The organism is Pseudomonas fluorescens (genome assembly GCF_001708445.1).
Classification (GTDB): Bacteria; Pseudomonadota; Gammaproteobacteria; order Pseudomonadales; family Pseudomonadaceae; genus Aquipseudomonas; species Aquipseudomonas gorinensis.
On the sequence record NZ_CP015637.1, the window covers coordinates 1,457,846 to 1,482,012 of the forward strand.

Below are 24,167 nucleotides of genomic sequence, written 5' to 3' on the forward strand. Positions count from 1 at the left end.
CCAATCCAGATTCAATAGGTGGGTACCCTAACCCGTACTGTTAGTTGTTAAAACAAAAGTTATATTCTTATTTGTTATAAGGGATGGGGTACCCTGGCATTGCGCCAAAGCCTAGCAATTGTGTGTCCAATTGAGTCGTCACTGTATCTGTGTGCAGTGTAGGAAACATCCTAAGATTGGGGCTGAAATTCTTAGAGATCTTCCCTTATGAGTGACCATCGTCCCTGGGCCCGCGAAGCCATTCGCATCATTGAAGCGGACTTCCAGCGCAGCGCTGACACGCACTTGATACCTCTGCCGCTGCCGGGCTTTCCGGGTATCGAGTTGTACTTCAAGGACGAGTCCAGCCATCCCACCGGGAGCCTGAAGCATCGCCTGGCCCGCTCGCTGTTTCTGTATGCGCTGTGCAATGGCTGGCTGAAGCCGGGAGCACCGGTGATCGAAGCATCCAGCGGTTCGACGGCGATTTCGGAAGCCTACTTTGCGCGCCTGCTCGGCCTGCCGTTTATTGCGGTGATGCCTGCCACCACCTCCCAGGAAAAGATCGCCCAGATCGCTTTCTATGGTGGCAAGAGCCATCTGGTACAGGATCCGACGCAGATCTATGCCGAGTCCGAACGCCTGGCGAAGGAAAGTGGTGGTCACTTCATGGACCAGTTCACCTACGCCGAGCGCGCGACCGATTGGCGGGCAAACAACAACATCGCCGAGTCGATCTTCCAGCAGCTGCGCTTTGAGCGACATCCGGAACCGAGCTGGCTGATTTCCAGCCCCGGCACTGGCGGTACCACTGCGACCCTAGGGCGCTACGTGCGCTATCGCCAGCATTGCACCCGCGTATTGTGTGCCGATGCCGAGCGCTCGGTGTTTTTTGACTACTACCTCAGCGGTGACGCCGGCCTGCGCCTGGACTGCGGCTCGCGGATCGAAGGGATTGGTCGCCCACGGGTCGAGGCGTCGTTCCTGCCCAAGGTGATTGATGCGATGGTCAAGGTGCCGGACGCACTGTCGTTGGCGGCCATGCATTACCTGGCCGAGCGTTTGGGGCGGCGGGTCGGGGGTTCCAGCGGGACCAACCTGATTGGCGCATTGGTGGCGGCGCAGCAGATGAAGGCGGCAGGGGAGTCAGGTTCGATCGTGGCGATCTTGTGTGATGGGGGCGAGCGCTATGCCACCACCTATTACGACCAGGCGTGGCTGCTGGGGCAGGGATATGAATTGGATGGCTTGATTACGGCCGTTGCGGCCAGTGTGGAGCGGGGCGAGCTGTTGCCGGCCAACATCCTGCGCGCAAATATCTGATCCGACGCAAAGCCTGATGTGGGAGGGGGTAGGTCCCTCCGGCATGAAATAACTTATTGATTATTAAGGATTAAATATTTACTTTGATGACCGGTTTTTTGTGGTGATCGGGATTGTTGTGGGGGGCGGGTTTGTTGTGGGGGCTGGCTTGGTGTGGCGGGGCTGGCCCCAACGCGGGGCAAGCCCGCTCGCCACAACAAGCCAGCCCCCCACAACAAGCCCCTTGCCACAGGGGCCAGTTTGCTAGAGGTCGTGGGTGCGGTGTTCTCAGGCTTCGATGCCGAGCATATCCCGCGCCAACGCCTCGGCAATCCGAATCCCATCAACCCCTGCCGACAGAATCCCGCCCGCATAGCCAGCGCCTTCACCGGCCGGGAACAGGCCTTTGACGTTCAAGCTCTGCATCGATTCGTTACGGGTAATCCGCAGCGGCGATGAGGTGCGGGTCTCGATGCCGGTCAGGACTGCATCGTGCAGCGAATAGCCCTTGATCTGCTTTTCAAAGGCTGGCAACGCTTCGCGGATCGCTTCGATGGCGAAGTCCGGCAAGGCCATGGCCAGGTCGCCCAGGCGCACGCCTGGCTTGTAGGAGGGTTCCACACTGCCAAGCGTGGTGGACGGCTTGCCAGCGATGAAATCACCCACCAGTTGTGCCGGTGCCTCGTAGTTGCTGCCGCCCAGGATGTAGGCGTGGGACTCCAGGCGCTCCTGCAACTCGATACCGGCCAGCGGGCCACCGGGGTAGTCCACCTCCGGCGTGATACCGACGACGATGCCGGAGTTGGCATTGCGCTCGTTACGCGAGTACTGGCTCATGCCATTGGTGACCACGCGATTCGGCTCGGAGGTGGCGGCCACCACCGTACCCCCCGGGCACATGCAGAAGCTGTAGACCGAGCGGCCGTTCCTGGCGTGGTGCACCAGTTTGTAGTCGGCGGCGCCGAGTTTCGGATGCCCGGCGTATTTGCCCAGGCGTGCGGCGTCGATCAACGATTGCGGGTGTTCGATACGGAAGCCGACCGAGAACGGCTTGGCCTCCATATACACGCCCCGGTCATGCAGCATGCGGAAGGTGTCACGGGCGCTGTGGCCAAGGGCGAGAATCACATGCTTGGACAGGATCTGTTCGCCGCCATCGATGACCACCCCGTTCAGCTGGCCGTCTTCGATCAGCACGTCGGTGACCCGCTGTTCGAAGCGCACCTCACCGCCAAGGGCAATGATCTGCTCACGCATGTTTTCCACGACGCCGGTCAGGCGGAAGGTGCCGATATGCGGCTTGCTGACATAGAGGATTTCTTCCGGGGCACCGGCCTTGACGAACTCGTGCAGTACCTTGCGACCGTGGAATTTCGGGTCCTTGATCTGGCTGTAGAGCTTGCCATCGGAAAAGGTCCCGGCGCCGCCTTCGCCGAACTGCACGTTGGACTCAGGGTTGAGCACGCTTTTACGCCACAGACCCCAGGTGTCCTTGGTGCGTTGGCGCACTTCCTTGCCGCGTTCGAGGATGATCGGCTTGAAGCCCATCTGCGCCAGCAACAGCCCGGCGAAGATACCGCACGGGCCGAAGCCGACGACGATAGGACGCTCGCTCAAGCCTTCCGGCGCACGGCCCACCACCTTGTAGCTGACGTCCGGCGCCGGGTTGACGTTGCGGTCATCGGCGAACTTGAGCAGCAGGGCTGCTTCGCCCTTTACGTTCAGGTCGATGGTGTAGATGAAGCACAGCTCCGACGATTTCTTGCGGGCGTCGTAGCTGCGCTTGAACAGGGTGAAATCGAGCAGGTCATCACTGGCGATGCCCAGGCGCTGCACGATGGCGGGCCGCAGGTCTTCTTCGGGATGGTCGATGGGCAGCTTGAGTTCGGTGATTCGTAACATGACAGGATCCGGTGTGCGGCGTTTGGTGGGGCCGGCGGTTTTGCAAACCGGCGATTATAAGCCCCAACCGAGGTTTCCCGTCATGTTAAAACAGCGCAGGCGCCAATCAATCGTCGCGCGAACCGCCGAAAGCCGCGCAGCCGCGCTGCACTTGACCGTTGATCCGCAATTCGGCGGTCATGTGTTGCAGGCTGCCGCTGACGCTGTCGATACAGCGTTGCGGGGCGACCCACAGTTCGATGTGTTGGTTATTGGCTTCGGTCATCAGGTTGAAACGGCCGTCCCCCAATTGCTCTTCGACATAAGGCACCGCGAGAGGCGGCTGGCCTTCGCGCTCCAGCACCATGCCCTTGGCCGTGACGTTCATTGCCCAGGCCGGCTTATGGCCGTTTGCCCGCAGGATCATGCGCTTGAAGTCCGGGTCGTTGCAGGCCGATGTCGAGCGCTCGACGCGATACAACTGTTGCAGGTCCACCGAGCCCTGGGTGCCGCTGGCGACGCCGGAGAACTTGCCGCGCAAATCGGCAAACAGTGCGCCTTGCTGGCCGGCCAGGGAAGCGGCTTCCTGCAGGACACTGGTGCCGCCGGTGTCGTTGACGACGTAATCGCGTTGGTCGTTGCAAGGCTTGAACAGCAGTTTGCCGCCGACGGCGGTCAATTCGCCCTGCATACGGGTCAGCCCGGCGGTAGAGGGCTTGGCGGGCTCGCTTTCGAACATCTGGCAGGCGGCAAACAGGGGGAGCAAGGCAAATAAAGCAAAGGTACGGGCGGCACGCATTATCGGGTCTCCTGACAAGTGCCGCCACGTTACGCAGGCTGGCGATGCATCACAAGCCCGCGGCCCAGGTTCAGGCAATTCTTACAACGTGCCGATTCAGCCCACGATAAAGGTTTGGCCGGTCTGTAACCCTTCAACGCTTTTCGCGTAGGCCAACGCCACATCCGCGCCCGGCGCCGGTTTATAGCCACGGAAATACGGCGCGTAGCTGCCCATGGCTTCCAGCAGTACGGTCGGGCTGACGGAATTGATGCGCAGGCCCCGCGGCAACTCGATGGCTGCCGCTTTGACAAAGGCGTCGATGGCACCGTTGACCAGCGCCGCCGAGGCGCCCGTGCGGATCGGATCGCGGTTGAGAATGCCGCTGGTAAAGGTGAATGAGGCGCCATCGTTGGCGTACTCGCGGCCGATCAGCAGCAGGTTGACCTGCCCCATCAGCTTGTCGCGCAGGCCCAGTTCAAAATCGGTTTCGCTCATCTCGCCCAGCGCTGCAAAGGTGACGCTGCCTGCGGCACATACCAGGGCGTCGAACTTGCCGGTCTGTTTGAACAGCGCGCGGATCGAGGCGCTGTCGCTGATGTCCACCCGGAAGTCACCGCTGTTGCGACCGATGCTGATCACCTCGTGTCGCTGCGCCAGCTCTGCCTTGATTGCTGAGCCGACCGTGCCGCTGGCACCAATCAATAGGATTTTCATCGTGCGGTTCCTCCAGGGGGTAAGTGAAGGTTCAGTCTAGGCTGGCTTTTGAGGTGGATAAACGTGCTAATAGGCAACCTTTGGTTTTCAAATGGAAACAATCCATGAGTGAGATGGATGACCTGGCCGCCTTTGCGGCGTTGATCGAGGCCGGCAGTTTCACCGTGGCGGCGGAGCAGTTGGGTTGCAGCAAGGGGCAACTGTCCAAGCGCATCAGCCAGTTGGAAGCGCAGTTTGCGGTGATATTGCTGCACCGCACCACGCGCAAGCTGAGCCTCACTGCCGCCGGCGCAGCGTTGTTGCCCCAGGCCCAGGCATTAGTGGTACAGGTGGATCGCGCCCGCCAGGCGCTGGCCCGGCTCAAGGACGATCTGTCGGGGCCTGTGCGTATGACGGTGCCGGTGTCGTTGGGCGAAACGTTCTTCGATGGCCTGTTATTGGAGTTTTCCAAGCAGTACCCACAGGTGCAGATTGAGCTGGAACTCAACAATAGCTACCGGGATTTGGCGCGGGACGGTTTTGACCTGGGCGTGCGCTCGGGGGCGATCGAACATGAGCGCCTGGTGGCCAAGCCGCTGCTGGCCTGGCATGAGATGACCTGCGCGAGCCCGGCCTACCTGGAGCAGCACGGCGAACCCCTGACCCCGGCGGACCTGGCCGCGCACAGCTGTTTGCTCAACAGTCACTACAGTGGCCGTGAAGAGTGGTTGTACCACCAGCAGCACGAATTGCTGCGGGTCCGCGTGAGCGGCACCTTTGCCTCCAATCATTACAACCTGCTGAAAAAGGCCGCACTGGTGGGGGCCGGTATCGCCCGCCTGCCGTCCTATGTATTACCCGCGGAACTGGCTGACGGCCGATTGCGCTGGCTCCTGCGCGATTATCAGACACGCAGCCTGCCGATGTACCTGGTCCACCCCTACCAAGGTGGCCTGCCACGCCGAACCCAGGTCTTGGCCGACTACCTGGTGGACTGGTTCAAGCGCAGTGGCGAGGCCCTGGATCGCCTCTAGCGATAGCGACGGGCGACCAGGTGATCGATGGACAGTCTGCCTGGCCCTTTGGCGACCAACAGTAGCAGCAGCGCGAGCCAGGTGCCGTGGGTGGGGTAGGCGTCGGGGTAGACGAACAGTTGGATGGTCAGGGTCATGCCGATCAGGGCCAGGGCCGAGAAGCGTGTGGCGAACCCGACCAGGATCAGCACCGGGAAGAAGTGCTCGGCAAATGCCGCCAGATGCGCCGCCACTTCCGGCGACAACAGGGGCAGTGCGTATTCAGTGCGAAACAGCGGCAATGTCGAGGCTGCCAGTTTCGGTGCACCGAATTGAAAAGTGCCGCTGACCAGGTCAATGGCAAAGCCTTCGACCTTGGTTTGCCCCGACTTCCAGAACACCGCTGCTATGGAGAAACGCGCGATAAAGGCGATCAGGCTGTAGGGGATTTGTTCGAACAGATGGACGGCCTGTTTGATCAGGCGCGCAGCGCTGGTGTTCATGGCGATACCTTGTGTTCTATGTGCAGGTGAGTGATGGCCTGGTGGCTGATCAGCAGCGACAGGCATTGGTGCAGGTCGAATTCGGCCGAGGCATCGAGGGCCTCTGCCACGGCCCTTTGCAGTCCTGTGCCGTGCTGCAGGCTGTTGATAAATGCCACCGAGCCGCTGTCGATGGCGAAGACCTTGACCTCCAGCCCTTGGCGCAGGACCAGGGCGCTTTGGGCATGCCAGGGGTTCAAGGAGGCGATGGCGCCCTCGGCCTGGTGCGCCGCCCATACCGCCACGACGGCGTAGGGGGAGGTCAACGTGGAGACGGACGGGTGCAGTTGCAGGCGTAACTGCCCCAGGTCTGTTCGTCCCTGCAGTTGCCCGATAACTGCCTGTGAGTCCAACGGTTCGGTGTCTGCCGCGTGATAAGCGCGAACCCGCAGGCGTTCCAGTCGCGCGATATCCGCCAGGTAAGGCACGCTCGCCGCAGGTTCGAAACCCTCGATAAAACCGGCCAGTGTGCCGCCATATTCGCTGATCAGCGGACTGTCGGGAGGGCATGCCTGGACGTAGAGGCCCGCCATGGCACGGAAAAAAGCATCGCCCACCAGTTGCGCCGTCACCGGATACGCGGTGGCCAATGCCTGGATCAATGAGCTGTGGACGTTGTTGCGATACACCGCAAAACGGCTGCCCGGGTCGGCGCCGTTGCTGCTGAACAGGCCGTCAGGGCAGGCAGGCTCAGGTGCCAGCAGGGCGGTGGTGAATGCATCGTGGAGGCTCATGGGGTCACCTGCGACAGATGCCATTGGGCCTGTTGCGCTTCAGCCATCAGCCTGTTGAAGGCCGGTACCTGGTGGTCCCGCTCGATCAACGTGGCGACCGGGCCGGTGCGTGCCAGTACCTGTTCGTACAACTGCCAAACGGCGTTATCGATGGGAGCGCCGTGATCATCGATCAGCAGTCGGTCACCCAGGCTGTCGGTGTCTTCGGCAAAACCGGCCAGGTGAATCTCGCCAACCGCCTGCAAGGGCAGGGCGTCGATATAGGCTTGCGGGTCCCGTTGATGGTTGATGCACGACACGTAGGCGTTGTTGACGTCGAGCAGCAGGCCGCAACCGGTGCGGCGGATGATTTCGCTGATGAAGTCCGTCTCGTCCAGGGTTGAGCGCTGGAACTGCAGGTAGGTCGACGGATTCTCCAGCAACATCGGGCGCTTGAGCGCACTTTGCACGTGGTCCACGTGTTCGCACACCCTGTTCAAGGTCGCGACGTCGTAGGCCAGGGGCAGCAGGTCATTGAGAAACACCGGACCGTGGCTGGACCAGGCCAGGTGTTCGGAGAACGAGTGGGGTTGATAGCGTTCGATCAGTTTGGCCAACCGCGCCAGGTGTTCACGGTTGAGTGGGCTTTCGCCGCCAATGGACAGACCCACGCCATGCAGCGACAACGGGTAACGCTCGCGGATCAGGCCCAGGTAGTGATGAAAAGGACCGCCGGCCACCATGTAGTTTTCGGCGTGTACTTCAAAAAAACCGATATCGGGAGAGGTCTCGAGCACTTCGATGAAATGCTCGTTTTTCAGCCCCAGCCCGACCCGCGGCGGAAGGCCGGGCACCTGAGCCAGTGAGACCGTTTGCAAGGATGAAAGCGTCATCATCAGTACTCAGGCTGGGCGGGGATCAGGACTTGGCGGTGAAGGCGGCTTCCTGGCCGAAACCGGTCGGCGAGGTGGAGCTGGGGGTTTGGGTGCAGGTACCGGCGGGGACCAGTTTCCAGGCGTTGGCCTGGTCCTTGGTTTTTGAAGTGCCGGCGCAGGAAGTACCGGCGCCGGCGGCGCAATCGTTCTTGCCGGCTTCGGCGACGCCGAAGCATTTCTGCATGTCGTCGGCAGCGTGGGCGGTGGTGGTCAGGGCAGACAGGCTCAAGGCCGAGCCCAGGGCGAGGACGAGGGTAGCGGCGGACAGTTTGGTCGTCATGGTGGATCTCCAGCAGTAGGTTGAGGAGCGGGCTTGAATGCCTGCTTGCACCACTAGAGACGGGAGGGCGATGTTCGTTACAAGGCCAGAGGAAATAATTTCAAACACTGCAAAAAAATGTGGGAGGGGCGGTGCGACGATTCGACTTGCTCCCGATGGCGGCACATCAGTCACATTCTCTGTGCCTGACACACTGCTATCGGGAGCAAGCCCCTCCCACATTGCAACCGGGTGTTAACCGCCCAGGTACGCCTCGCGAACCTTCGGATCGGTCAGCAACTGTTCACCCGTGCCTTGCATCACTACCCGACCGTTTTCCAGCACATAGGCGCGGTCAGCGATTTTCAGCGCCTGGTTGGCGTTCTGTTCCACCAGGAACACCGTCACTCCGTCCTTGCGCAGCTGTTCGATGATGTCGAAGATCTGCTGGATGATGATCGGGGCCAGGCCGAGGGAGGGCTCGTCGAGCAGCAACAGCTTGGGTTTGCTCATCAGCGCCCGGCCGATGGCAAGCATTTGCTGCTCGCCGCCGGACATGGTGCCGCCACGCTGGCTGAAACGCTCCTTGAGCCGGGGGAACAGGTGCAGCACCTTGTCCATCTGCTCCTGGTAGTCGCCCTTGTCGGTAAAGAACCCGCCCATGGCCAGGTTTTCCTCCACGGTCAGGCGCGAAAACACCCGTCGGCCTTCCGGCACCACGGCAATGCTCTTGCGCATGATGTGTGACGACTGCTGGCCCACCAGTTCCTCACCCATGTAGCGGATGCTGCCGCTATGGGCCTGGGGCGAACCGCACAGGGTCATCAGCAAGGTCGACTTGCCAGCACCGTTGGCGCCGATCAGCGTCACGATCTCACCCTGTCGCACTTCCACGTTGACGCTGTGCAGGGCCTGGATCTTGCCGTAGAAAGTGGAAACGTTTTCGAATTGCAGCATTTTACGCTTCCCCCAGATAGGCTTTGATCACTTCAGGATTGTCGCGGATCTGCTCCGGCGTCCCGTCGGCCAGGGGCGTGCCCTGGTTGATCACCACGATATGGTCGGAAATGCTCATGACCAGTTTCATGTCGTGTTCGATCAACAGCACCGTGGCGTTGTTTTCCTCACGCAACACGCTGATCAGCGCCTTGAGGTCTTCGGTTTCCTTGGGGTTCAGGCCGGCGGCCGGTTCGTCGAGCATGAGGATCCGCGGGCGGGTCATCATGCAGCGGGCGATTTCCAGGCGACGTTGCTGACCATAGGCCAGGGTGCCGGCAGGCCGGTTGGCGAACTCGGTGAGGTTGACCTTGTCCAGCCAGTACTCGGCGTACTCCATGGCCTCGCGCTCGCTCTTGCGGAACGCCGGGGTCTTGAACAGGCCTGCGAAGAAGTTGGTGTTCAGGTGACGGTGCTGGGCGATCAACAGGTTCTCGACCGCCGTCATGTCCTTGAACAACCGCACGTTCTGGAACGTGCGCACCACACCCTTGCGGGCAATTTCGTGACCGGCCAGGCCCTGGATCGGCTGGCCGTCCAGTAGGATGCTGCCACCACTGGGCTTGTAGAAGCCGGTGAGGCAGTTGAACACCGTGGTCTTGCCGGCACCGTTGGGGCCGATCAACGCCACGACCTGTTTCTCTTTCACGGTCAGGGCGACGCCATTGACCGCCAGCAAGCCGCCGAAGCGCATGCTCAAGTTTTCGACTTTCAGGATCTCGCGGCTCATTTGCGCAGCTCCATGTGTGGACGTTGCATGGGCAGCAGACCCTGAGGGCGCCAGATCATCATCAGCACCATCAAGGCGCCGAACATCAACATGCGGTATTCGCTGAACTCACGCATCATTTCCGGCAGCAGGATCATCACGATCGCGGCCAGGATCACGCCCAACTGCGAGCCCATGCCACCCAATACCACGATGGCGAGGATGATCGCCGACTCGATAAAGGTGAATGACTCCGGGGTCACCAGGCCTTGGCGAGCGGCGAAGAAACTGCCGGCGAAACCGGCGAATGCAGCGCCCAGGGTGAACGCGGAGAGCTTGATGATGGTTGGGTTCAGGCCCAGGGCACGACAGGCGATTTCATCTTCGCGCAGGGCTTCCCAGGCGCGGCCGATCGGCATGCGCAGCAGGCGGTTGATCACGAACAGCGCAGCCAGGGCCAGCAACAGGGCAACCAGGTACAGGAATACCACCTTGCTCACCGGGTTGTAGTCGATCCCGAAGTACTCATGGAAGGTCTGCATGCCTTCGGCGGCGGTACGGTCGAACGACAACCCGAAGAACGTTGGCTTGGGGATGCTGCTGATACCGTTGGGGCCACCGGTGATGTCGGTGAGGTTACGCAGGAACAGACGGATGATTTCCCCGAAACCCAGGGTCACGATGGCCAGGTAGTCACCGCGCAGGCGCAACACCGGGAAACCCAGCAGGAAGCCGAACGTCGCGGCCGCCATGCCGGCCAGGGGCAGGCAGATCCAGAAGCTCCAGCCCAGGTAGTGCGACAGCAGCGCGTAGGTGTAGGCACCCACGGCATAGAAGCCTACATAACCCAGGTCGAGCAGGCCGGCGAGCCCCACCACGATATTCAGGCCCAGGCCCAGCAACACGTAGATCAGGATCAGCGTGGCGATGTCGACCGCACCGCGTGAACCGAAGAACGGCCAGATCAACGCGGCCACGATCAGGCCGATGATGATGTAGCGCTGGGTGCGCGGCAGGGTGAGGAACTGGCTGACCTTGGGTGAAACCAACGGGCCACGGTTGCCTTTGAACAGGGCGCCGACTTGCTGGGTAAACAGCACGCGCAGGAACATCAGCACCGAGCACAGGGCGATGATGGTCAGGGTCACGGGGCCAGTGCCATGCACTTCCAGGTTGATGCCGACAATGCTCAGCTTGAGGCCGAGTACCGGAAAGGCAACCGCCCATACCAACAAGGCGCTGAAAAACGCCGATTTAAGATATCTGCTCATACTTTCTCAACCTCCGGACGGCCCAGGATGCCGGTCGGACGGAACAACAGCACCAGAACCAACAGGCCGAACGCCACGACGTCCTTGTACTGGTCGCCGAAGATATCGGCGCCAAACGCTTCGGCCACACCCAGCACCAGGCCACCGAGCATCGCGCCCGGGATACTGCCGATGCCGCCCAGGACCGCCGCGGTGAAGGCCTTGAGGCCCACCAGGAAACCGGCGTTGGGGTTGATCACGCCGTACTGCATGCTCAGCAACACGGCCGCGACAGCTGCCAGCGCGGCACCGATCACGAAGGTCAGGGCAATGATGTTGTTGGTGTTGATGCCCAGCAGGTTGGCCATCTTGATGTCTTCGGCACAGGCCCGGCAGGCGCGCCCCAGACGGGAGCGAGAGATGAACAGGGTCAGGCCCAGCATGGCCACCAGGGTGACCACGAAGACCAGGATCTGCATGTAGGAAATCAGGACTTCTTCCGCGCCACCCGGGCCGAAGGAGAAGCTCCCCGGGATCAGGTTGGGGATGGATTTATCCTTGGAGTCCTGGGACAGCAATACGGTGTTTTGCAGGAAAATCGACATGCCGATGGCGGAAATCAACGGGATCAAACGGTTGCTGCCCCGCAAGGGACGGTAGGCGACCCGCTCGATACTGTAGCCATAGGCACTGGTTACGACGATCGACGCAAGGAATGCAGCGGTCATCAACAGCGGCAGTGAGTGGATACCCATCATGGCCAGCCCGGCAAGGGCGATGAAGGCCACGTAGGAGCCAATCATGTATACCTCGCCATGGGCGAAGTTGATCATTCCAATGATGCCGTAAACCATTGTGTAGCCAATGGCTATCAAGGCATAGGTGCTGCCAATGGTCAGGCCATTAACCAGCTGTTGGAAAAAATGATAGATCTCAGGCATTACAACGCTCCTAAAAACCCGATACGCATTTCACTGGTGGAGTCATGTTCCGGCCCTGTGCTGTGTTCTGTGAGCACATTTGCACAAAGCGTTTGCCAGCGAACCGCTGGTGACGGTTTTAAGATTTTCAGGTGAGCCAGCGCCCGGATCGCGGGTGACAGGCCCATAAACCTCGTAAAACAAAGCCCACTGCTCTCACAGTGGGCTTGTTGACCAGTAACGCCTGGCTTACTGAGGGGAAACTTCGGTTTTTGGTTTACCGAAGTGCCATTCGTAGACCACGAACTTGAAGTCCTTCAGGTCGCCCTTGGCGTCGAAGCTCAGGTCGCCGGTAGGGGTCTTGAAGGTGCCCGCGTGGATGGCGGCTGCCACTTTGGCGGTGTCTTCGCTCTTCGCGGCAGCGATACCGCCAGCGATGACTTCAACAGCGGAGTAGGCCGGGAACACGAATGGGCCACTCGGGTCCTGCTTCTTCTCGGTGAACTTCTCGACGATGGCTTTGTTGGCCGGGTCGGCGTCGAAGGATTTCGGCAGGGTGACCAGCAGGCCTTCGGAGGCGCCTTGGGCGATTTGCGAGATGGAGTCGTTGCCGACGCCTTCTGGGCCCATGAACTTGGCGTTCAGGCCTTTTTCCTTGGACTGGCGCAGGATCAGGCCCAGCTCTGGGTGGTAGCCGCCGTAGTAGACGAAGTCGACGTTGGCTTGCTTGAGCTTCTGGATGATCGAGGAGAAGTCTTTGTCGCCGGCGTTCAGGCCTTCGAAGACGGCAACTTTTACGCCTTTCTTCTCGAGGGTCTGTTTGACGGCGGTGGCGATGCCTTCACCGTATTGCTGCTTGTCGTGCAGCACGGCAACGATTTTCGGCTTCACGTGGTCGGCGATGTAGTTGCCAGCCGCTGGGCCTTGGGCGCTGTCCAGGCCGATGGTGCGGAAGATCAGCTTGTAGCCACGGGCGGTGATTTCCGGGCTGGTGGCAGCCGGGGTAATCATGATCACGCCTTCATCTTCATAGATGTCGGACGCTGGTTGAGTGGAGCTGGAGCAAAGGTGGCCGACCACGAACTTGACGCCGTCGTTGACCACTTTGTTGGCTACGGCAACGGCTTGTTTAGGGTCGCAGGCGTCGTCGTATTCCTTGGCTTCCAGCAATTTGCCGTCTACACCGCCTTTGGCGTTGATGTCTTCGATGGCTTGTTTGGCGCCCATGAACTGCATGTCGCCGTACTGGGTCACAGGGCCGGTTTTAGGGCCGGCAATACCGATCTTGATGGTGTCAGCTGCGAACGAATGGCCGGCAACCCCAGCCAGGACCATAGCGGCAAACAGTTTGGAAATCTGCTTAGTAGCCTTATTCATAGTGCTCCACTCTTACTGTTGTATTTTTTATAGTTCTAGCGGCCTTGTGAGCTGCTGAACCGGATCAGATATCTCGGATATCCCCCCGGCAGTGCCCTGGCAACTGTACCGGTACAGTGTAGAGCGCCGGTTGATCGCTTGAAAAGCTGGCTGCTGGGGGCAAAACCCGGACGTGTCGCTTAAATGAAAGAAAAAGACAGAATTGCGGCGGGGTGATGCCAGAGTCTCGGGCAATCCTTGGCTTTCCTGACAGTTTCAATCGTTGACTCATTTGCAACTGGGTTTTTCTACAAGAGCCGCGACGTTATGATTGCGCCGATTTTTACTCAGGTGAACTCCCATGACGCAAGAACCTAGCACCCTCTATGCCAAGCTGCTCGGTGAAACCGCCGAAATTTCCTGGAAGGAGCTTGAACCGTTCTTTGCCAAGGGTGCCCTATTGTGGGTCGACGCCAGCGTGGATTTGATCGAGGCGGCCGAAGGCATGGCCGAGGATAATCGTGACAAAGTCGCTGCCTGGCTGGCCTCGGGGAGCCTGGGCGAGGTGTCTGCGACGCGGGCACTGGACCTGGTGGAACGTGATCCGAGCCTGTGGGCCGTGGTGGTATCGCCGTGGATTCTGATCCAGGAAAGGGCGGCGTAAGAAAAGGTTGCACTGAAAAGGTGCATCTTTTGTGCCCGCCTAAGTGTGTAGCGGAGTAACCGCCGGGCCGGTGATGGCATCTTGCCGTAGAGAAAGGTCACAGGTGAGGGTGACGTGCGCGTCATGGGAACAGTTTTGCGGGGGCTGAAACGCCGTAGGAATTGTTTCCGGGTGTGAGTCGATCAGGGTGGCGAGGGAGCAGGCTCCCTCGCCACACCAGCCTAGCCCGTCTTGCCGGTATGGTTATTCAGCGAGATCACCTTGGTCTTGCCGATCCGGTGACGGTAGATCTCACGCAAATACTTGATCGCCTTCTTCACGCAATCCCGTGACAGGCGAATGTCATTGATCGAGACAAACTTGTCTTTGTCATTGATCAGCTCCCGGTACTTCTTCTCGTACATCGGCTTGATCGCGTACCAGTTGGTATCGAGGATCTTCGCCGGGTTTTCAAACTCGTTGAGCAGTTGATCGATCCGGTCTTCGTCGAAATCCTCGTGGATGATGAAGTCCAGGATCGAGTTGTCCAGCGTGTCATCGAAACGGTACGGGTTACGCGCAAAGCAGCGTTTGATAAACGCCACGATCAGCGTCAGGAAGTCATCCGACAGGCACGGGCTCTTGGCGATCAGGGTGGTCAGCGACAGGTTCGCCGAGGCGCCGATTACCAGTGCGTAGCGTTTCAGGGTGGTGTTGGGGAACAGGCTGTTGAGGTGGGTCTTGAGCCGGTTCAGGTCCATGTAGGACAGCTTGTAGTCCTTGGGCAGCGAGACGATGGACACCACCGACGAGCAGTTCTTGAAGAAGTGCAGGTCATGCAGCGCCGCCGCGTCGTAGCCGGAGTTCTTGTACTGCTCCAAGGAGGCCTTGTAGCGCTTGGACTCGATCGGCAGCAGGCTGATGCCTTCGATGGCCTGGGTGACCTTGTTGAAGTGCGGCAGGTCGATCGAGCGGAAGAACAGGTCGTCGATGTTCAGGCGCTGCGGCTCTTTTTCGAAGACCTTGAACTTGTCATTCGACGGCGCCGGCGTTTCCGGGACCACCGATTCGGCGTAGGCAATCGCCACCGGCCCGGCCAGGCTCATGAACAGGTCGTTGGCGTCGAGGCGGATAGTCTCGCCAATGTCGATGCCGGCACGACGGAAGTAGTTCTGGTCGTAGTCGGTGGTCACCGCCTGGGCGGTCAGGATGTTGAAGATCTGCTGGGAGATGTACTGGTTGGCGTGTTTTTCCATGGCATTGACGTCAATGTTCTGGATATTGCCGTCGTCGCTCTCTTCAGCGTAACGCATGATGTCGTTGGAGATCAGCATCATCGCGTTCCAAGGGCGAATACGCCCCTTCACACTGGCTTCGCTGCTGTCTTCATTGTCGAAGTTGTATGAGAAGTCCCATTCTTCCGACAGGTACTTGCACAGCAGTCGCCCAGCGTTGATATGCAGCGCCTCGGACATTTCGCTGCGGTGGTCGGAAATATTCGGCAGCACACAGATGCCGCTGGTGAAGATCGGCTCGAAGACAAAGGCGTGGCCGCTCTTGCTGTCGTGTTCGTCGGCAGGCTTGGTGTCGAACGTCTTGTTCATGTACGAGTGTTGCTGGGCCAGGCCGAATTCGGACGCCATGCCCGAGCCGGTACCGCCGCCGGCACTGAAGATCGAGAAGTACAGGCGCGATTGGTTGGCCTTGATGCCACAGGAGTCGATGAGGTACGAGTGGATCATCTTCCAATCGGGGCTGGAAAAGCGCTGGGTGTCTTTATTAAGGATGATCTTGGCCAGGTATTGGCCAAGGATCGGCGCGTTACCGGCGCCACCGGCATGGACTTCCGAGAGGTCCATGATTTTCATCTTGCTGTAGTCGCGCAGAAAGCCGCTTTTCTCGCCCTTGCGTGAGAAACGGATGCGCCCGGCGATGTCCTTGTCCAAGTCACCCAGCATCACCAGCGGCTCCACCAGGAACACGGGTTTGCTGGCCTTGCCGCCGCCCAGGCGCAGGTTGTTGCGGATCCATTGGGCCGGGCTGTAGCCCTTGTCGAGGGTTTTATCTTCGGTACTGAATTCGTTCAGGTAGAACTTGCGCGCGTTGTACACCAGTTCCGCCACGTCCAATGCGATGTTCGAACCGCAGCGGCCCAGGCCGATCAGGCACACCGACGGGAATTCCTGCTCGCTGTGTGGCTCGCCGTCGCCTTCCAGGTGGGGTGGCCGCGGGAACACCATGTCGCGCAGGCCATCGAGGTTATCGAGGATGCGGTCGGTATTGGTTTCGGTGAAGTACAAGTATTGCTGGGCGGCCAGCGGGCGGGCGCTGCTCAATGACTTTGAGCCTGGGTTTTTTTCCGCAGGGGCTGTCGGCAACACGTCGGAGACCACGGTGGCAGGGTTATTTTTAGAAGTCATTGGGCGCCATGTACCTGGACGGACGGCTGAAAAATATCAAATAGCCATCAATGAATGAGAGTTCGCGACTTTGCAGTGCGTCCTTATCCGGTGTAGTCGGGTTTAACCCTAGTTTTTTAAGGGAAATCCTGGCCGGACTCTGATTAATCGGCCGTTTGTCGGCGTTCTTTAGGTAAGTGATGGCGAATTGCCAAAGAATCGGCGTCATCGGATTGGCCTGATGACCGAGGTGGAGCCGGTACGAGCGGTGGCGGGATCCTTCGGCGATGGCGTGTCCTTGGCGCCGGCCACACTGAAGGGGGAGAGCGGAGTGCGCCTGTGGATACCTTGGATGACCCCGATGATATCGCGGGCAGGCACCGCCGGACTCAGCAGGTAGCCTTGGATGAAGTCACAGCCATGCTTGAGCAGCAGTTCGAATTGCGCCTGGGTTTCCACCCCTTCGGTCACGACCTGCAGGTGCAGGGTGTGGGCCATGCCGATAATGGCCTGGACGATTTCGATATCGGCGTTGGACTTGGGGATGTCCTGGATGAACGAGCGGTCAATCTTCAAGGTGTTGAGCGGCAGGCGCTTGAGATAGGCGAGGGAAGAATAGCCGGTGCCGAAGTCATCGATGGCCAGGGACACACCCAGGGAGCGGATCTGTCGCAACAGTGCCAGGGTGCTGCTGATATTGCCCATCAATGCATTTTCGGTGACTTCCAGTTCCAGGCGGTTGGCGGCGATCCCGCTGAACCGCAGGGCATCTTCGATTTCATCGGCCAGCTCATCACGTGTCAGGTTCAAGGCTGAGCAGTTCACGGCCATGGTCAGCTCGGCGTAACCCTTGTCCGACAACAGGCTCAAGTCGTGGCAGGCCTGGCGCAGTACCCAGTGGTCCAGTTCGGCAATCAGCCCGTTGCTTTCGGCAATGCCGATAAAGCGCTCGGGTGTCAGCAAACCGTGTTGTGGGTGCTGCCAGCGTACCAAGGCTTCCAGGCGGGTGACCTTGCCCCGTTTCATGTCGAAAATCGGTTGGTAGAACAGCACCAGTTCGTTGCGGGCACGCAGGGCAGCGCGCAACTGTTCTTCCAGTTGCAGTTCGAGGAAGGCGCGGGTCTTCAGGTTGGAGCTGAAGAAGTTCAGGCTGTTACGGCCTGAATCCTTGGATTGGTACAGCGCCAGGTCGGCGGTTTTCAGCAGTTCTTCGCAGGTCAGTCCGTCGTCGGGAAACAGGCTGATACCGATGCTGGTGGTCATCACCATGCGCCTGCCGGCGAGTTCGACGGGCTCTTTCATTTTTTGCATGATGCGCTGGGCCAAATGCTGCGCTTCGTCGCGGTGGTGGATGTTGATGAGGATGCAGAACTCATCGCCGCCAAACCGCGCGACCACATCGGCGTGGCTGCGCACCGAGCTCTTGATATGCCCGGCCAGTACGCTGAGCAACTGGTCGCCCGCGTCATGCCCGAGGCTGTCATTGATGCGCTTGAAATGGTCGATATCGAGGAAAATTACCGCCAACATGCCGTCGTGAGCGGTTTTTTCCGCGAGTTTCTCCGCGAAAATCTGATTGAAGCCGCGGCGATTGAGCAGGCTGGTCAGCGCATCGTAATGGGCCACCTGTTGCAGCGAGGCGCGGGCCTGGTCCAGTTCGTCGAGCAGGGCGTTGACCCGGCGCAGGTCACGTTCCTTGTGTTGCAACTTCTTGTCCGCCAGGGCCGCGCTGATGCTGCTACCAATCACCAGCAGTGTGATCACCGCCACTGACAAGCCCAATTGGATGGGGTTATTGTCCAGCGGCAACGAAAGGTCGGCCCCGGCGGGTACCAGCATTTGCATGGCCGCCATGCCGGTGAAATGCATGCTCAGGATACCGGTGCCCAGCATCAGGCTGGCGGCGTATTTGAGCAGTTGATGGAAGGTGCCCATGCCATTGCGCAGGCAGATCGACAGCAGCAACGCCGCGAGGCTCGCGGCAATGGCGATCCCTACCGAAGCCATGAACAGTCCCGGTTTGAAGTACAACTTGGCCTCGGAATCCATGGCCGACATGCCCACGTAGTGCATCAGCGCGATGCCCAGGCCCATCCAGACCGATGCCAGCAGGTACTGGTGAAGGCGCAGTTGCGCGTGACTGAGGGTTTGCATGGCGAACAGCGAGGCGATCAGGGCGATCACCAACGAGGCGAACGTCATGATCAGTTCGTAATGAATGGCAATGGGCGCCTGGAACGCCAGCATGCTGATGTAATGGGTAGACCAGATACCGCCCGCCAGGCAACCCGCGCCCAGCCAGCGCCAGTGGCGGCGGGCGGTGGGGTCTTCGACATGGCTGACACGTTCTGCCATGTCCAAGGTGCCGAAACCGGCCGCACAGGCGACCAGGTAGGCCAACAGCACCAGAAAGGGGTTATGGCTGCAATTGAGTAGTAGGTGCCCGTTCCCTGGAAGATCGATAAAAAAGTGCAGACCCAGCCATTCCATAGCGTGTCCCGTCATAGCGTCTCGTCACTGCCTACGGCGATGACCTATGAGGTCGAGTATAGAAGCCTCGCGGAATTTGCCATCAATAATGGCACTTTGCTTTGAATGATTTTGGCATGCCGTCCATAGCGTTTGATGCTAAGCGCTGATGGGCAACTCCAGCTCGAAGGGCGGTGCCTCCAGTGGTGCCAGACCAAACGCGGCGCGGGCGGCGTCGCAATCGAGGTTTTGCACGCCTTGGTTCCACGACGAATCGAACTCACGGCACACGCTGGAGCGCTGCTCGTAGATCGTGCAACGGGTGGCCTGGCCCACTTCGCCCTCAAGGCTGCAGCAGCGTGCGGGTTTCTGGTCGGTACCGATCATCGCCACGCGCGTGGGGTTGATCTGGACCACCAGGTCATCGGGCACGGTGCCTCCTGACGAGGCGCACTCCCCCCAGAAGAAAGACACACGAAAGTGTGAACAACAGGCACCGCAATTCAGACACGGACTGGCTTCGGACATGGGCGTCATCGATTAGAAAGGGAAGTGGGGTTGTGACAGGAAGGCTCGCCATTCTAATCGTGCCGTGGCCATTGGGAAGAGGGGAGCGCGCTTATATTTTCCGTAGGGAAAGTCCCGTAGTTCCGGGTGAAATCATGCCCTATCAGCTTTACGAATCATTACAGACAACCGTGACGTGTCTGACTATGTTGCAGGGACCTGAGCAGGATGCATCGGGCATCGCAGCTCTCATAACAATAAAAGAGACGGACCCATGCAGAACTCGACCCAAGCGGAGAATGCCTGGCGCATTCTGTTCCTGCTGTTCCTCGCCAACCTGTTCAATTTCTTCGACCGCACCATTCCTGCGATCATCATCGAGCCGATCCGCATGGAATGGCACCTGAGCGACTTTCAGCTCGGCATCATCGGCACCGCCTTCACCATCGTCTACGCCATTGCCGGCCTGCCGCTCGGGCGCCTGGCCGACACCGGTTCACGCAGCAAACTCATGGGCTGGGGCCTGTTCGCCTGGAGTGGGCTGACGGCGATCAATGGCATGGTCGGCAGTTTTTGGACCTTCCTGCTGGTGCGCATGGGCATCGGTATCGGCGAAGCCAGTTATGCGCCGGCGGCCAACTCGCTGATTGGTGACCTGTTCCCGGCCCACCGCCGCGCACGGGCCATGGGGATCTTCATGCTGGGCCTGCCCTTGGGCCTGCTGCTGGCGTTCTTTACCATTGGCGCGATGGTCAAGGCGTTCGACAGTTGGCGTGCGCCGTTCTTTATCGCGGCGGTGCCGGGGCTGATCCTGGCGGTGTTCATGTTCTATATCAAGGAGCCCAAGCGCGGCGCGGCAGAAACCGTGCAGGTCTCCCAGGAACGCGTCGACCGCCCGATCCGCCGCGTGTTGGCGGTGCCGACCTTCCTCTGGCTGGTGCTGGCCGGGCTGTGCTTCAACTTCGCCACCTATGCCTGTAACTCATTCCTGGTGCCGATGCTGCAGCGCTATTTCCTCATGCCATTGCAGGAAGCGGCCGTTGCCACAGGGGTGATTGTCGGCGTCACCGGCTTGGTGGGCCTGACCTTGGGCGGCTGGATTGCCGACAAGATCCATCAGCGCATTGCCAATGGTCGCCTGCTGTTTGCCGCGTTCAGTTTGATCATCTCCACCGTCACCACCGCCTGGGCCTTGCATGCCGGGCGTATTGAAATCGGTGTGTTCGTCGCACTGTTCAGCGTGGGCTGGCTGTTTGCCTACAACTTCTATACCTGCGTGTACACGGCGATCCAGGACGTGGTCGAACCGCGCCTGCGGGCCACGGCGATGGCGCTGTTTTTCGCTGGGTTGTACCTGCTGGGCGGCGGCATGGGGCCGATTGTGGTGGGGGGCTTGTCCGATCACTTTGCGCATTCGGCGATGTATGCGGCGGGGGCTGAGCAGATGACTGAGGCTTACAAAGCGGTGGGGTTGCATGACGCCATGTATCTGATCCCGGTGGCGCTGTTCCTGACCATGCTGTTTCTGTTCCAGGCCTCGCGCAGTTTTGTGCGCGATGCCAAGCGGATGAAGGAGGGGTTGGCGGCGGTGGAGGTGCCGGCTGCTGCTGCGACGGCGTGAAACCGTGGTGACTCTATCGGGGGCAAGCCCCCTCCCACATTGATCAGTCAACTCGGTCAACTGTGGGAGGGGGCTTGCCCCCGATGAGGCCCGCAAAGCCAAAGCTGTTCTCAAGTGAATAAAAAAGGCCCGCATTGCGCGGGCCTTCTATTTAGCAGGGCAGGGCAGCAATCAACCTGCCACCAACACCCGAATCGCTTCCAGTCGCAGCGCCGCCTTGTCGAGCATGGCCAGGCCTTGTTCGCGTTGCTGGCGCAGGGCAACCAGTTCGCTGTCACGCACGGTCGGGTTGACCGCTTGCAACGCGGTCAGGCGCGCCAGTTCTTCGTCGGTGTCCGCTGCCAGGCGGCGCTTGGCCTCGGCCACACGCTCGGCGTGGCGCGGGGTGATTTTCTCTTCACCGGCATTGATGCGTGGTGTGAGTTGGTCGCGCTGGGCCTGGACGAACTTGTTGGCGCTGGCTCGTGGCACGCTTTCGAGCTGGTCGTTCAGGGTTTCGAACGAGACGCGACCGGACAGGTCATTGCCGTTGGCGTCCAGCAGGCAGCGCAGCGCGGCCGGTGGCAGGTAGCGGCCCAGTTGCAGCGAGCGCGGGGCAACCACTTCGCTGACGTAGAGCAGCTCCAGCAGTACGGTGCCCGGCTTGAGCGCCTTGTTCTTGATCAGCGCCACGGCGGTGTTGCCCATGGAGCCGGACAGCACCAGGTCCATGCCGCCCTGCACCATCGGATGTTCCCAGGTGATGAATTGCATGTCTTCGCGTGACAGCGCCTGGTTGCGATCGTAGGTGATGGTCACGCCTTCGTCGTCGCCCAGGGGGAAGCTGGCGTCGAGCATTTTTTCGCTGGGCTTGAGGATCAGCGCGTTTTCCGAATGGTCTTCGCTGTCGATGCCGAACGCGTCGAACAGGGTTTCCATGTAGATCGGCAGGGCGAACTGGTCGTCTTGCTCAAGAATGGCCTCCACCAACGCATCGCCTTCACCCGCACCGCCGGAGTTGAGCTCCAGCAAGCGGTCGCGGCCGGTATGCAGTTCCTGCTCCAGGCGCTCGCGTTCGGCACGGGCCTCGTCGACCAGGGATTGCCATTCGCCATCGTCGGCGTTTTCCAGCAGCGGCAGCAGGCGCGGGCCGAACTGATGCTGCAAGGCGTTGCCGGTCGGGCAGGTGTTGAGGAAGGCGTTCAGTGCTTCGTGGTACCACTGGAACAGGCGCTCTTGCGGGCTGGTTTCCAGGTAGGGCACGTGCAACTCGATCACATGCTTCTGGCCGATCCGGTCCAGGCGGCCGATGCGCTGTTCGAGCAGGTCGGGGTGGGACGGCAGGTCGAACAGCACCAGGTGGTGGGAGAACTGGAAGTTGCGGCCTTCACTGCCGATCTCCGAGCAGATCAGCACCTGGGCGCCAAACTCTTCATCGGCGAAGTAGGCGGCGGCACGGTCACGCTCGAGGATGTTCATGCCCTCGTGGAACACCGTGGCCGGGATGCCGGAGCGCACACGCAGGGCGTCTTCCAGGTCCATGGCGGTTTCGGCGTGGGCGCAGATCACCAGGACCTTGGTGCGCTTGAGCATTTTCAGTTGGTCGATCAGCCACTCGACCCGTGGGTCGAAACGCCACCAGCGGTTTTCTTCCTCGACGTCCGGCTGCGACTGGAAGCTGACTTCCGGGTACAGCTCGGCGTGTTCGCCCAGTGGCAATTCGAGGTATTCGTCCGGGTTCGGCAGCGGGTAGGCGTGCAGCTTGCGCTCCGGGAAACCTTGTACGGCGGCGCGGGTGTTGCGGAACAACACGCGACCGGTGCCGTGGCGGTCGAGCAACTCGCGCACCAGGCGCGCGCTGGCTTCGGTGTCGCCATCGTTGACGGCGGTCAGCAGCGCTTCGCCTTCATTGCCGAGGAACCCCTGGATAGTCGTGTGCGCGGCCGGGGAGAGGCGGCCCTTGTCGAGCAGCTCCTGCACGGCTTCGGCCACCGGGCGATAGTTCTCGCTCTCGGCGCGGAAGGCCTGCAGGTCGTGGAAACGGTTCGGGTCGAGCAGGCGCAGGCGCGCGAAGTGGCTGTCCTGGCCCAGTTGTTCCGGGGTGGCGGTGAGCAGCAGCACACCGGGAATCACTTCGGCCAGTTGCTCGACCAGGCTGTATTCCGGGCTGGCCTTGTCTTCATGCCACACCAGGTGGTGGGCTTCGTCGACTACCAGCAGGTCCCAGCCGGCGGCGAACAGCGCGTCCTGGGCTTTCTCGTCGTCCACCAGCCACTCAAGGGCGACCAGGGCCAGTTGGGTGTCTTCGAACGGGTTGGCGGCATCGCTTTCGATAAAGCGTTCTTCGTCGAACAGCGCAACCTGCAGGTTGAAGCGGCGGCGCATTTCCACCAGCCACTGGTGCTGCAGGTTTTCCGGGACCAGGATCAGCACACGGTTGGCGCGGCCGGACAGCAGTTGGCGATGGATCACCAGGCCGGCTTCGATGGTCTTGCCCAGGCCCACTTCGTCGGCCAGCAGTACCCGCGGCGCGATACGGTCGGCGACTTCGCGGGCGATGTGCAATTGGTGGGCAATCGGCTGTGCACGTACGCCACCCAAGCCCCACAGGGAGGATTGCAGCTGGCGGCTGGTGTGTTCCAGGGTGTGGTAGCGCAGCGAGAACCAGGCCAGTGGGTCGATCTGCCCGGCGAACAGGCGATCGCTGGCCAGACGGAACTGGATGAAGTTCGACAGCTGGGTCTCCGGCAGGGTGACCTGTTCGTTGTGCCCATTGAGGCCGTGGTAGACCAGCAGGCCGTCGACGTCGTCGACTTCTTGCACGGTCATTTTCCAGCCTTCGAAATGGGTGATGCTGTCGCCCGGCGAGAACCTCACGCGGGTGAGGGGCGCATTCCGTAGCGCATACTGGCGCGTATCGCCAGTGGCCGGATAGAGCACGGTCAACAAGCGGCCGTCCTGTGCCAGAACGGTGCCTAACCCCAGCTCTGCTTCGCTGTCACTAATCCAGCGTTGCCCCGGTTGATACTGCTGCGCCATGCTGCCTGACTCCCGCCGTGAAAAAGCCGACTATCTTAACGGAACAAGGCCCTCATCCAAAGGACTCTGACAAAAACTACTGCGTTTGCACGGTGGTCCGCTGCTGAATCGACGGGTGGCGGGCACTTGCGAGTGTCGACTGGGTCACAGGTTGGCGTGCTTGAGCTCAAGTCGCCCTGCA

20 protein-coding genes are annotated in these 24,167 nt (G+C 60.5%); 4 read left to right on the plus strand and 16 right to left on the minus strand.

All coding sequences use genetic code 11. The annotated features are described in order from the left end of the window. Positions 1 to 207 precede the first annotated feature (207 nt). Positions 208 to 1,302, plus strand: coding sequence for a PLP-dependent cysteine synthase family protein (locus tag A7317_RS06500; protein WP_069075401.1), 1,095 nt, complete (start codon positions 208 to 210; stop codon positions 1,300 to 1,302). Positions 1,303 to 1,569: 267 nt separating this feature from the next. Here A7317_RS06500 and A7317_RS06505 read toward each other — a convergent pair whose 3' ends face one another. The 3 genes from A7317_RS06505 to A7317_RS06515 all read right to left on the minus strand — a co-directional run bounded on the left by A7317_RS06505 (position 1,570) and on the right by A7317_RS06515 (position 4,657). Next, complete coding sequence (locus tag A7317_RS06505) at positions 1,570 to 3,183, minus strand: NAD(P)/FAD-dependent oxidoreductase (protein WP_069075402.1); 1,614 nt, start codon at positions 3,181 to 3,183, stop codon at positions 1,570 to 1,572. 106 nt (positions 3,184 to 3,289) lie between these two features. After that, positions 3,290 to 3,961, minus strand: a complete 672-nt coding sequence (locus tag A7317_RS06510; protein WP_024073880.1) for a COG3650 family protein — start codon at positions 3,959 to 3,961, stop codon at positions 3,290 to 3,292. Between the two features lie 96 nt (positions 3,962 to 4,057). Further along, entirely contained in the window at positions 4,058 to 4,657 is a 600-nt protein-coding gene (locus tag A7317_RS06515; RefSeq protein WP_069075403.1) for a short chain dehydrogenase, read from the minus strand. A gap of 104 nt (positions 4,658 to 4,761) precedes the next feature. Here A7317_RS06515 and A7317_RS06520 point away from each other — a divergent pair, with 104 nt between their 5' ends. After that, positions 4,762 to 5,670, plus strand: a complete 909-nt coding sequence (locus A7317_RS06520; RefSeq protein WP_069075404.1) for a LysR family transcriptional regulator — start codon at positions 4,762 to 4,764, stop codon at positions 5,668 to 5,670. Here A7317_RS06520 and A7317_RS06525 read toward each other — a convergent pair. The 9 genes from A7317_RS06525 to A7317_RS06565 form a co-directional block, all read right to left on the minus strand. After that, positions 5,667 to 6,152 carry a DoxX family protein gene (locus tag A7317_RS06525; protein ID WP_069075405.1) on the minus strand — a complete coding sequence of 162 codons (486 nt, stop codon included), beginning with the start codon at positions 6,150 to 6,152 and terminating at the stop codon, positions 5,667 to 5,669. The genes A7317_RS06520 and A7317_RS06525 overlap by 4 nt on opposite strands. Further along, positions 6,149 to 6,925 (minus strand): DNA-binding domain-containing protein, encoded by a 777-nt coding sequence (locus A7317_RS06530; RefSeq protein ID WP_069075406.1) that lies wholly within the window; start codon positions 6,923 to 6,925, stop codon positions 6,149 to 6,151. Before A7317_RS06530 ends, A7317_RS06525 begins: the two co-directional genes overlap by 4 nt. Further along, entirely contained in the window at positions 6,922 to 7,800 is an 879-nt protein-coding gene (locus A7317_RS06535) for a DUF692 domain-containing protein (protein ID WP_024073885.1), read from the minus strand. The genes A7317_RS06530 and A7317_RS06535 overlap by 4 nt, the downstream gene beginning before the upstream one ends. A gap of 22 nt (positions 7,801 to 7,822) precedes the next feature. Beyond that, positions 7,823 to 8,119: a DUF2282 domain-containing protein gene (locus tag A7317_RS06540; RefSeq protein WP_024073886.1), complete on the minus strand. Its 297-nt coding sequence runs from the start codon at positions 8,117 to 8,119 to the stop codon at positions 7,823 to 7,825. Between the two features lie 234 nt (positions 8,120 to 8,353). Further along, the gene (locus tag A7317_RS31355) at positions 8,354 to 9,055 is read right to left on the minus strand and encodes an ABC transporter ATP-binding protein (protein ID WP_017844798.1); all 702 of its coding nucleotides are present in this window, start codon (positions 9,053 to 9,055) and stop codon (positions 8,354 to 8,356) included. A gap of 1 nt (position 9,056) precedes the next feature. Then, the gene (gene livG / locus A7317_RS06550) at positions 9,057 to 9,824 is read right to left on the minus strand and encodes a high-affinity branched-chain amino acid ABC transporter ATP-binding protein LivG (protein WP_016975067.1); all 768 of its coding nucleotides are present in this window, start codon (positions 9,822 to 9,824) and stop codon (positions 9,057 to 9,059) included. Further along, complete coding sequence (locus A7317_RS06555; protein ID WP_024073887.1) at positions 9,821 to 11,074, minus strand: high-affinity branched-chain amino acid ABC transporter permease LivM; 1,254 nt, start codon at positions 11,072 to 11,074, stop codon at positions 9,821 to 9,823. Before A7317_RS06555 ends, livG begins: the two co-directional genes overlap by 4 nt. Continuing rightward, entirely contained in the window at positions 11,071 to 11,994 is a 924-nt protein-coding gene (gene livH, locus A7317_RS06560) for a high-affinity branched-chain amino acid ABC transporter permease LivH (RefSeq protein ID WP_003172375.1), read from the minus strand. Before livH ends, A7317_RS06555 begins: the two co-directional genes overlap by 4 nt. A 228-nt stretch (positions 11,995 to 12,222) precedes the next feature. Beyond that, positions 12,223 to 13,350, minus strand: coding sequence for a branched-chain amino acid ABC transporter substrate-binding protein (locus A7317_RS06565; protein WP_024073888.1), 1,128 nt, complete (start codon positions 13,348 to 13,350; stop codon positions 12,223 to 12,225). A gap of 340 nt (positions 13,351 to 13,690) precedes the next feature. On the opposite strand from A7317_RS06565, the gene A7317_RS06570 reads away from it, so the two are divergent. After that, entirely contained in the window at positions 13,691 to 13,993 is a 303-nt protein-coding gene (locus tag A7317_RS06570; RefSeq protein WP_024073889.1) for a DUF2288 domain-containing protein, read from the plus strand. A gap of 221 nt (positions 13,994 to 14,214) precedes the next feature. On the opposite strand, the gene A7317_RS06575 is transcribed toward A7317_RS06570, so the two are convergent. From A7317_RS06575 to A7317_RS06590, 3 genes are all read right to left on the minus strand, one after another. Continuing rightward, on the minus strand, positions 14,215 to 16,392 hold the full coding sequence (locus A7317_RS06575) for a hypothetical protein (protein ID WP_069075407.1): 2,178 nt from the start codon (positions 16,390 to 16,392) through the stop codon (positions 14,215 to 14,217). Between the two features lie 204 nt (positions 16,393 to 16,596). Beyond that, complete coding sequence (locus A7317_RS06585; protein ID WP_069075409.1) at positions 16,597 to 18,861, minus strand: putative bifunctional diguanylate cyclase/phosphodiesterase; 2,265 nt, start codon at positions 18,859 to 18,861, stop codon at positions 16,597 to 16,599. 138 nt (positions 18,862 to 18,999) lie between these two features. After that, complete coding sequence (locus tag A7317_RS06590; RefSeq protein ID WP_024073893.1) at positions 19,000 to 19,368, minus strand: YkgJ family cysteine cluster protein; 369 nt, start codon at positions 19,366 to 19,368, stop codon at positions 19,000 to 19,002. 253 nt (positions 19,369 to 19,621) lie between these two features. On the opposite strand from A7317_RS06590, the gene A7317_RS06595 reads away from it, so the two are divergent. Beyond that, a complete protein-coding gene (locus A7317_RS06595; protein ID WP_069075410.1) occupies positions 19,622 to 20,968 on the plus strand; it encodes a spinster family MFS transporter in 1,347 nt (448 codons plus the stop codon). A gap of 171 nt (positions 20,969 to 21,139) precedes the next feature. Here the strand turns inward: A7317_RS06595 and rapA are convergent, their stop codons facing one another. Then, positions 21,140 to 23,986, minus strand: coding sequence for an RNA polymerase-associated protein RapA (gene rapA, locus A7317_RS06600; RefSeq protein WP_024073895.1), 2,847 nt, complete (start codon positions 23,984 to 23,986; stop codon positions 21,140 to 21,142). Positions 23,987 to 24,167: the final 181 nt, after the last annotated feature.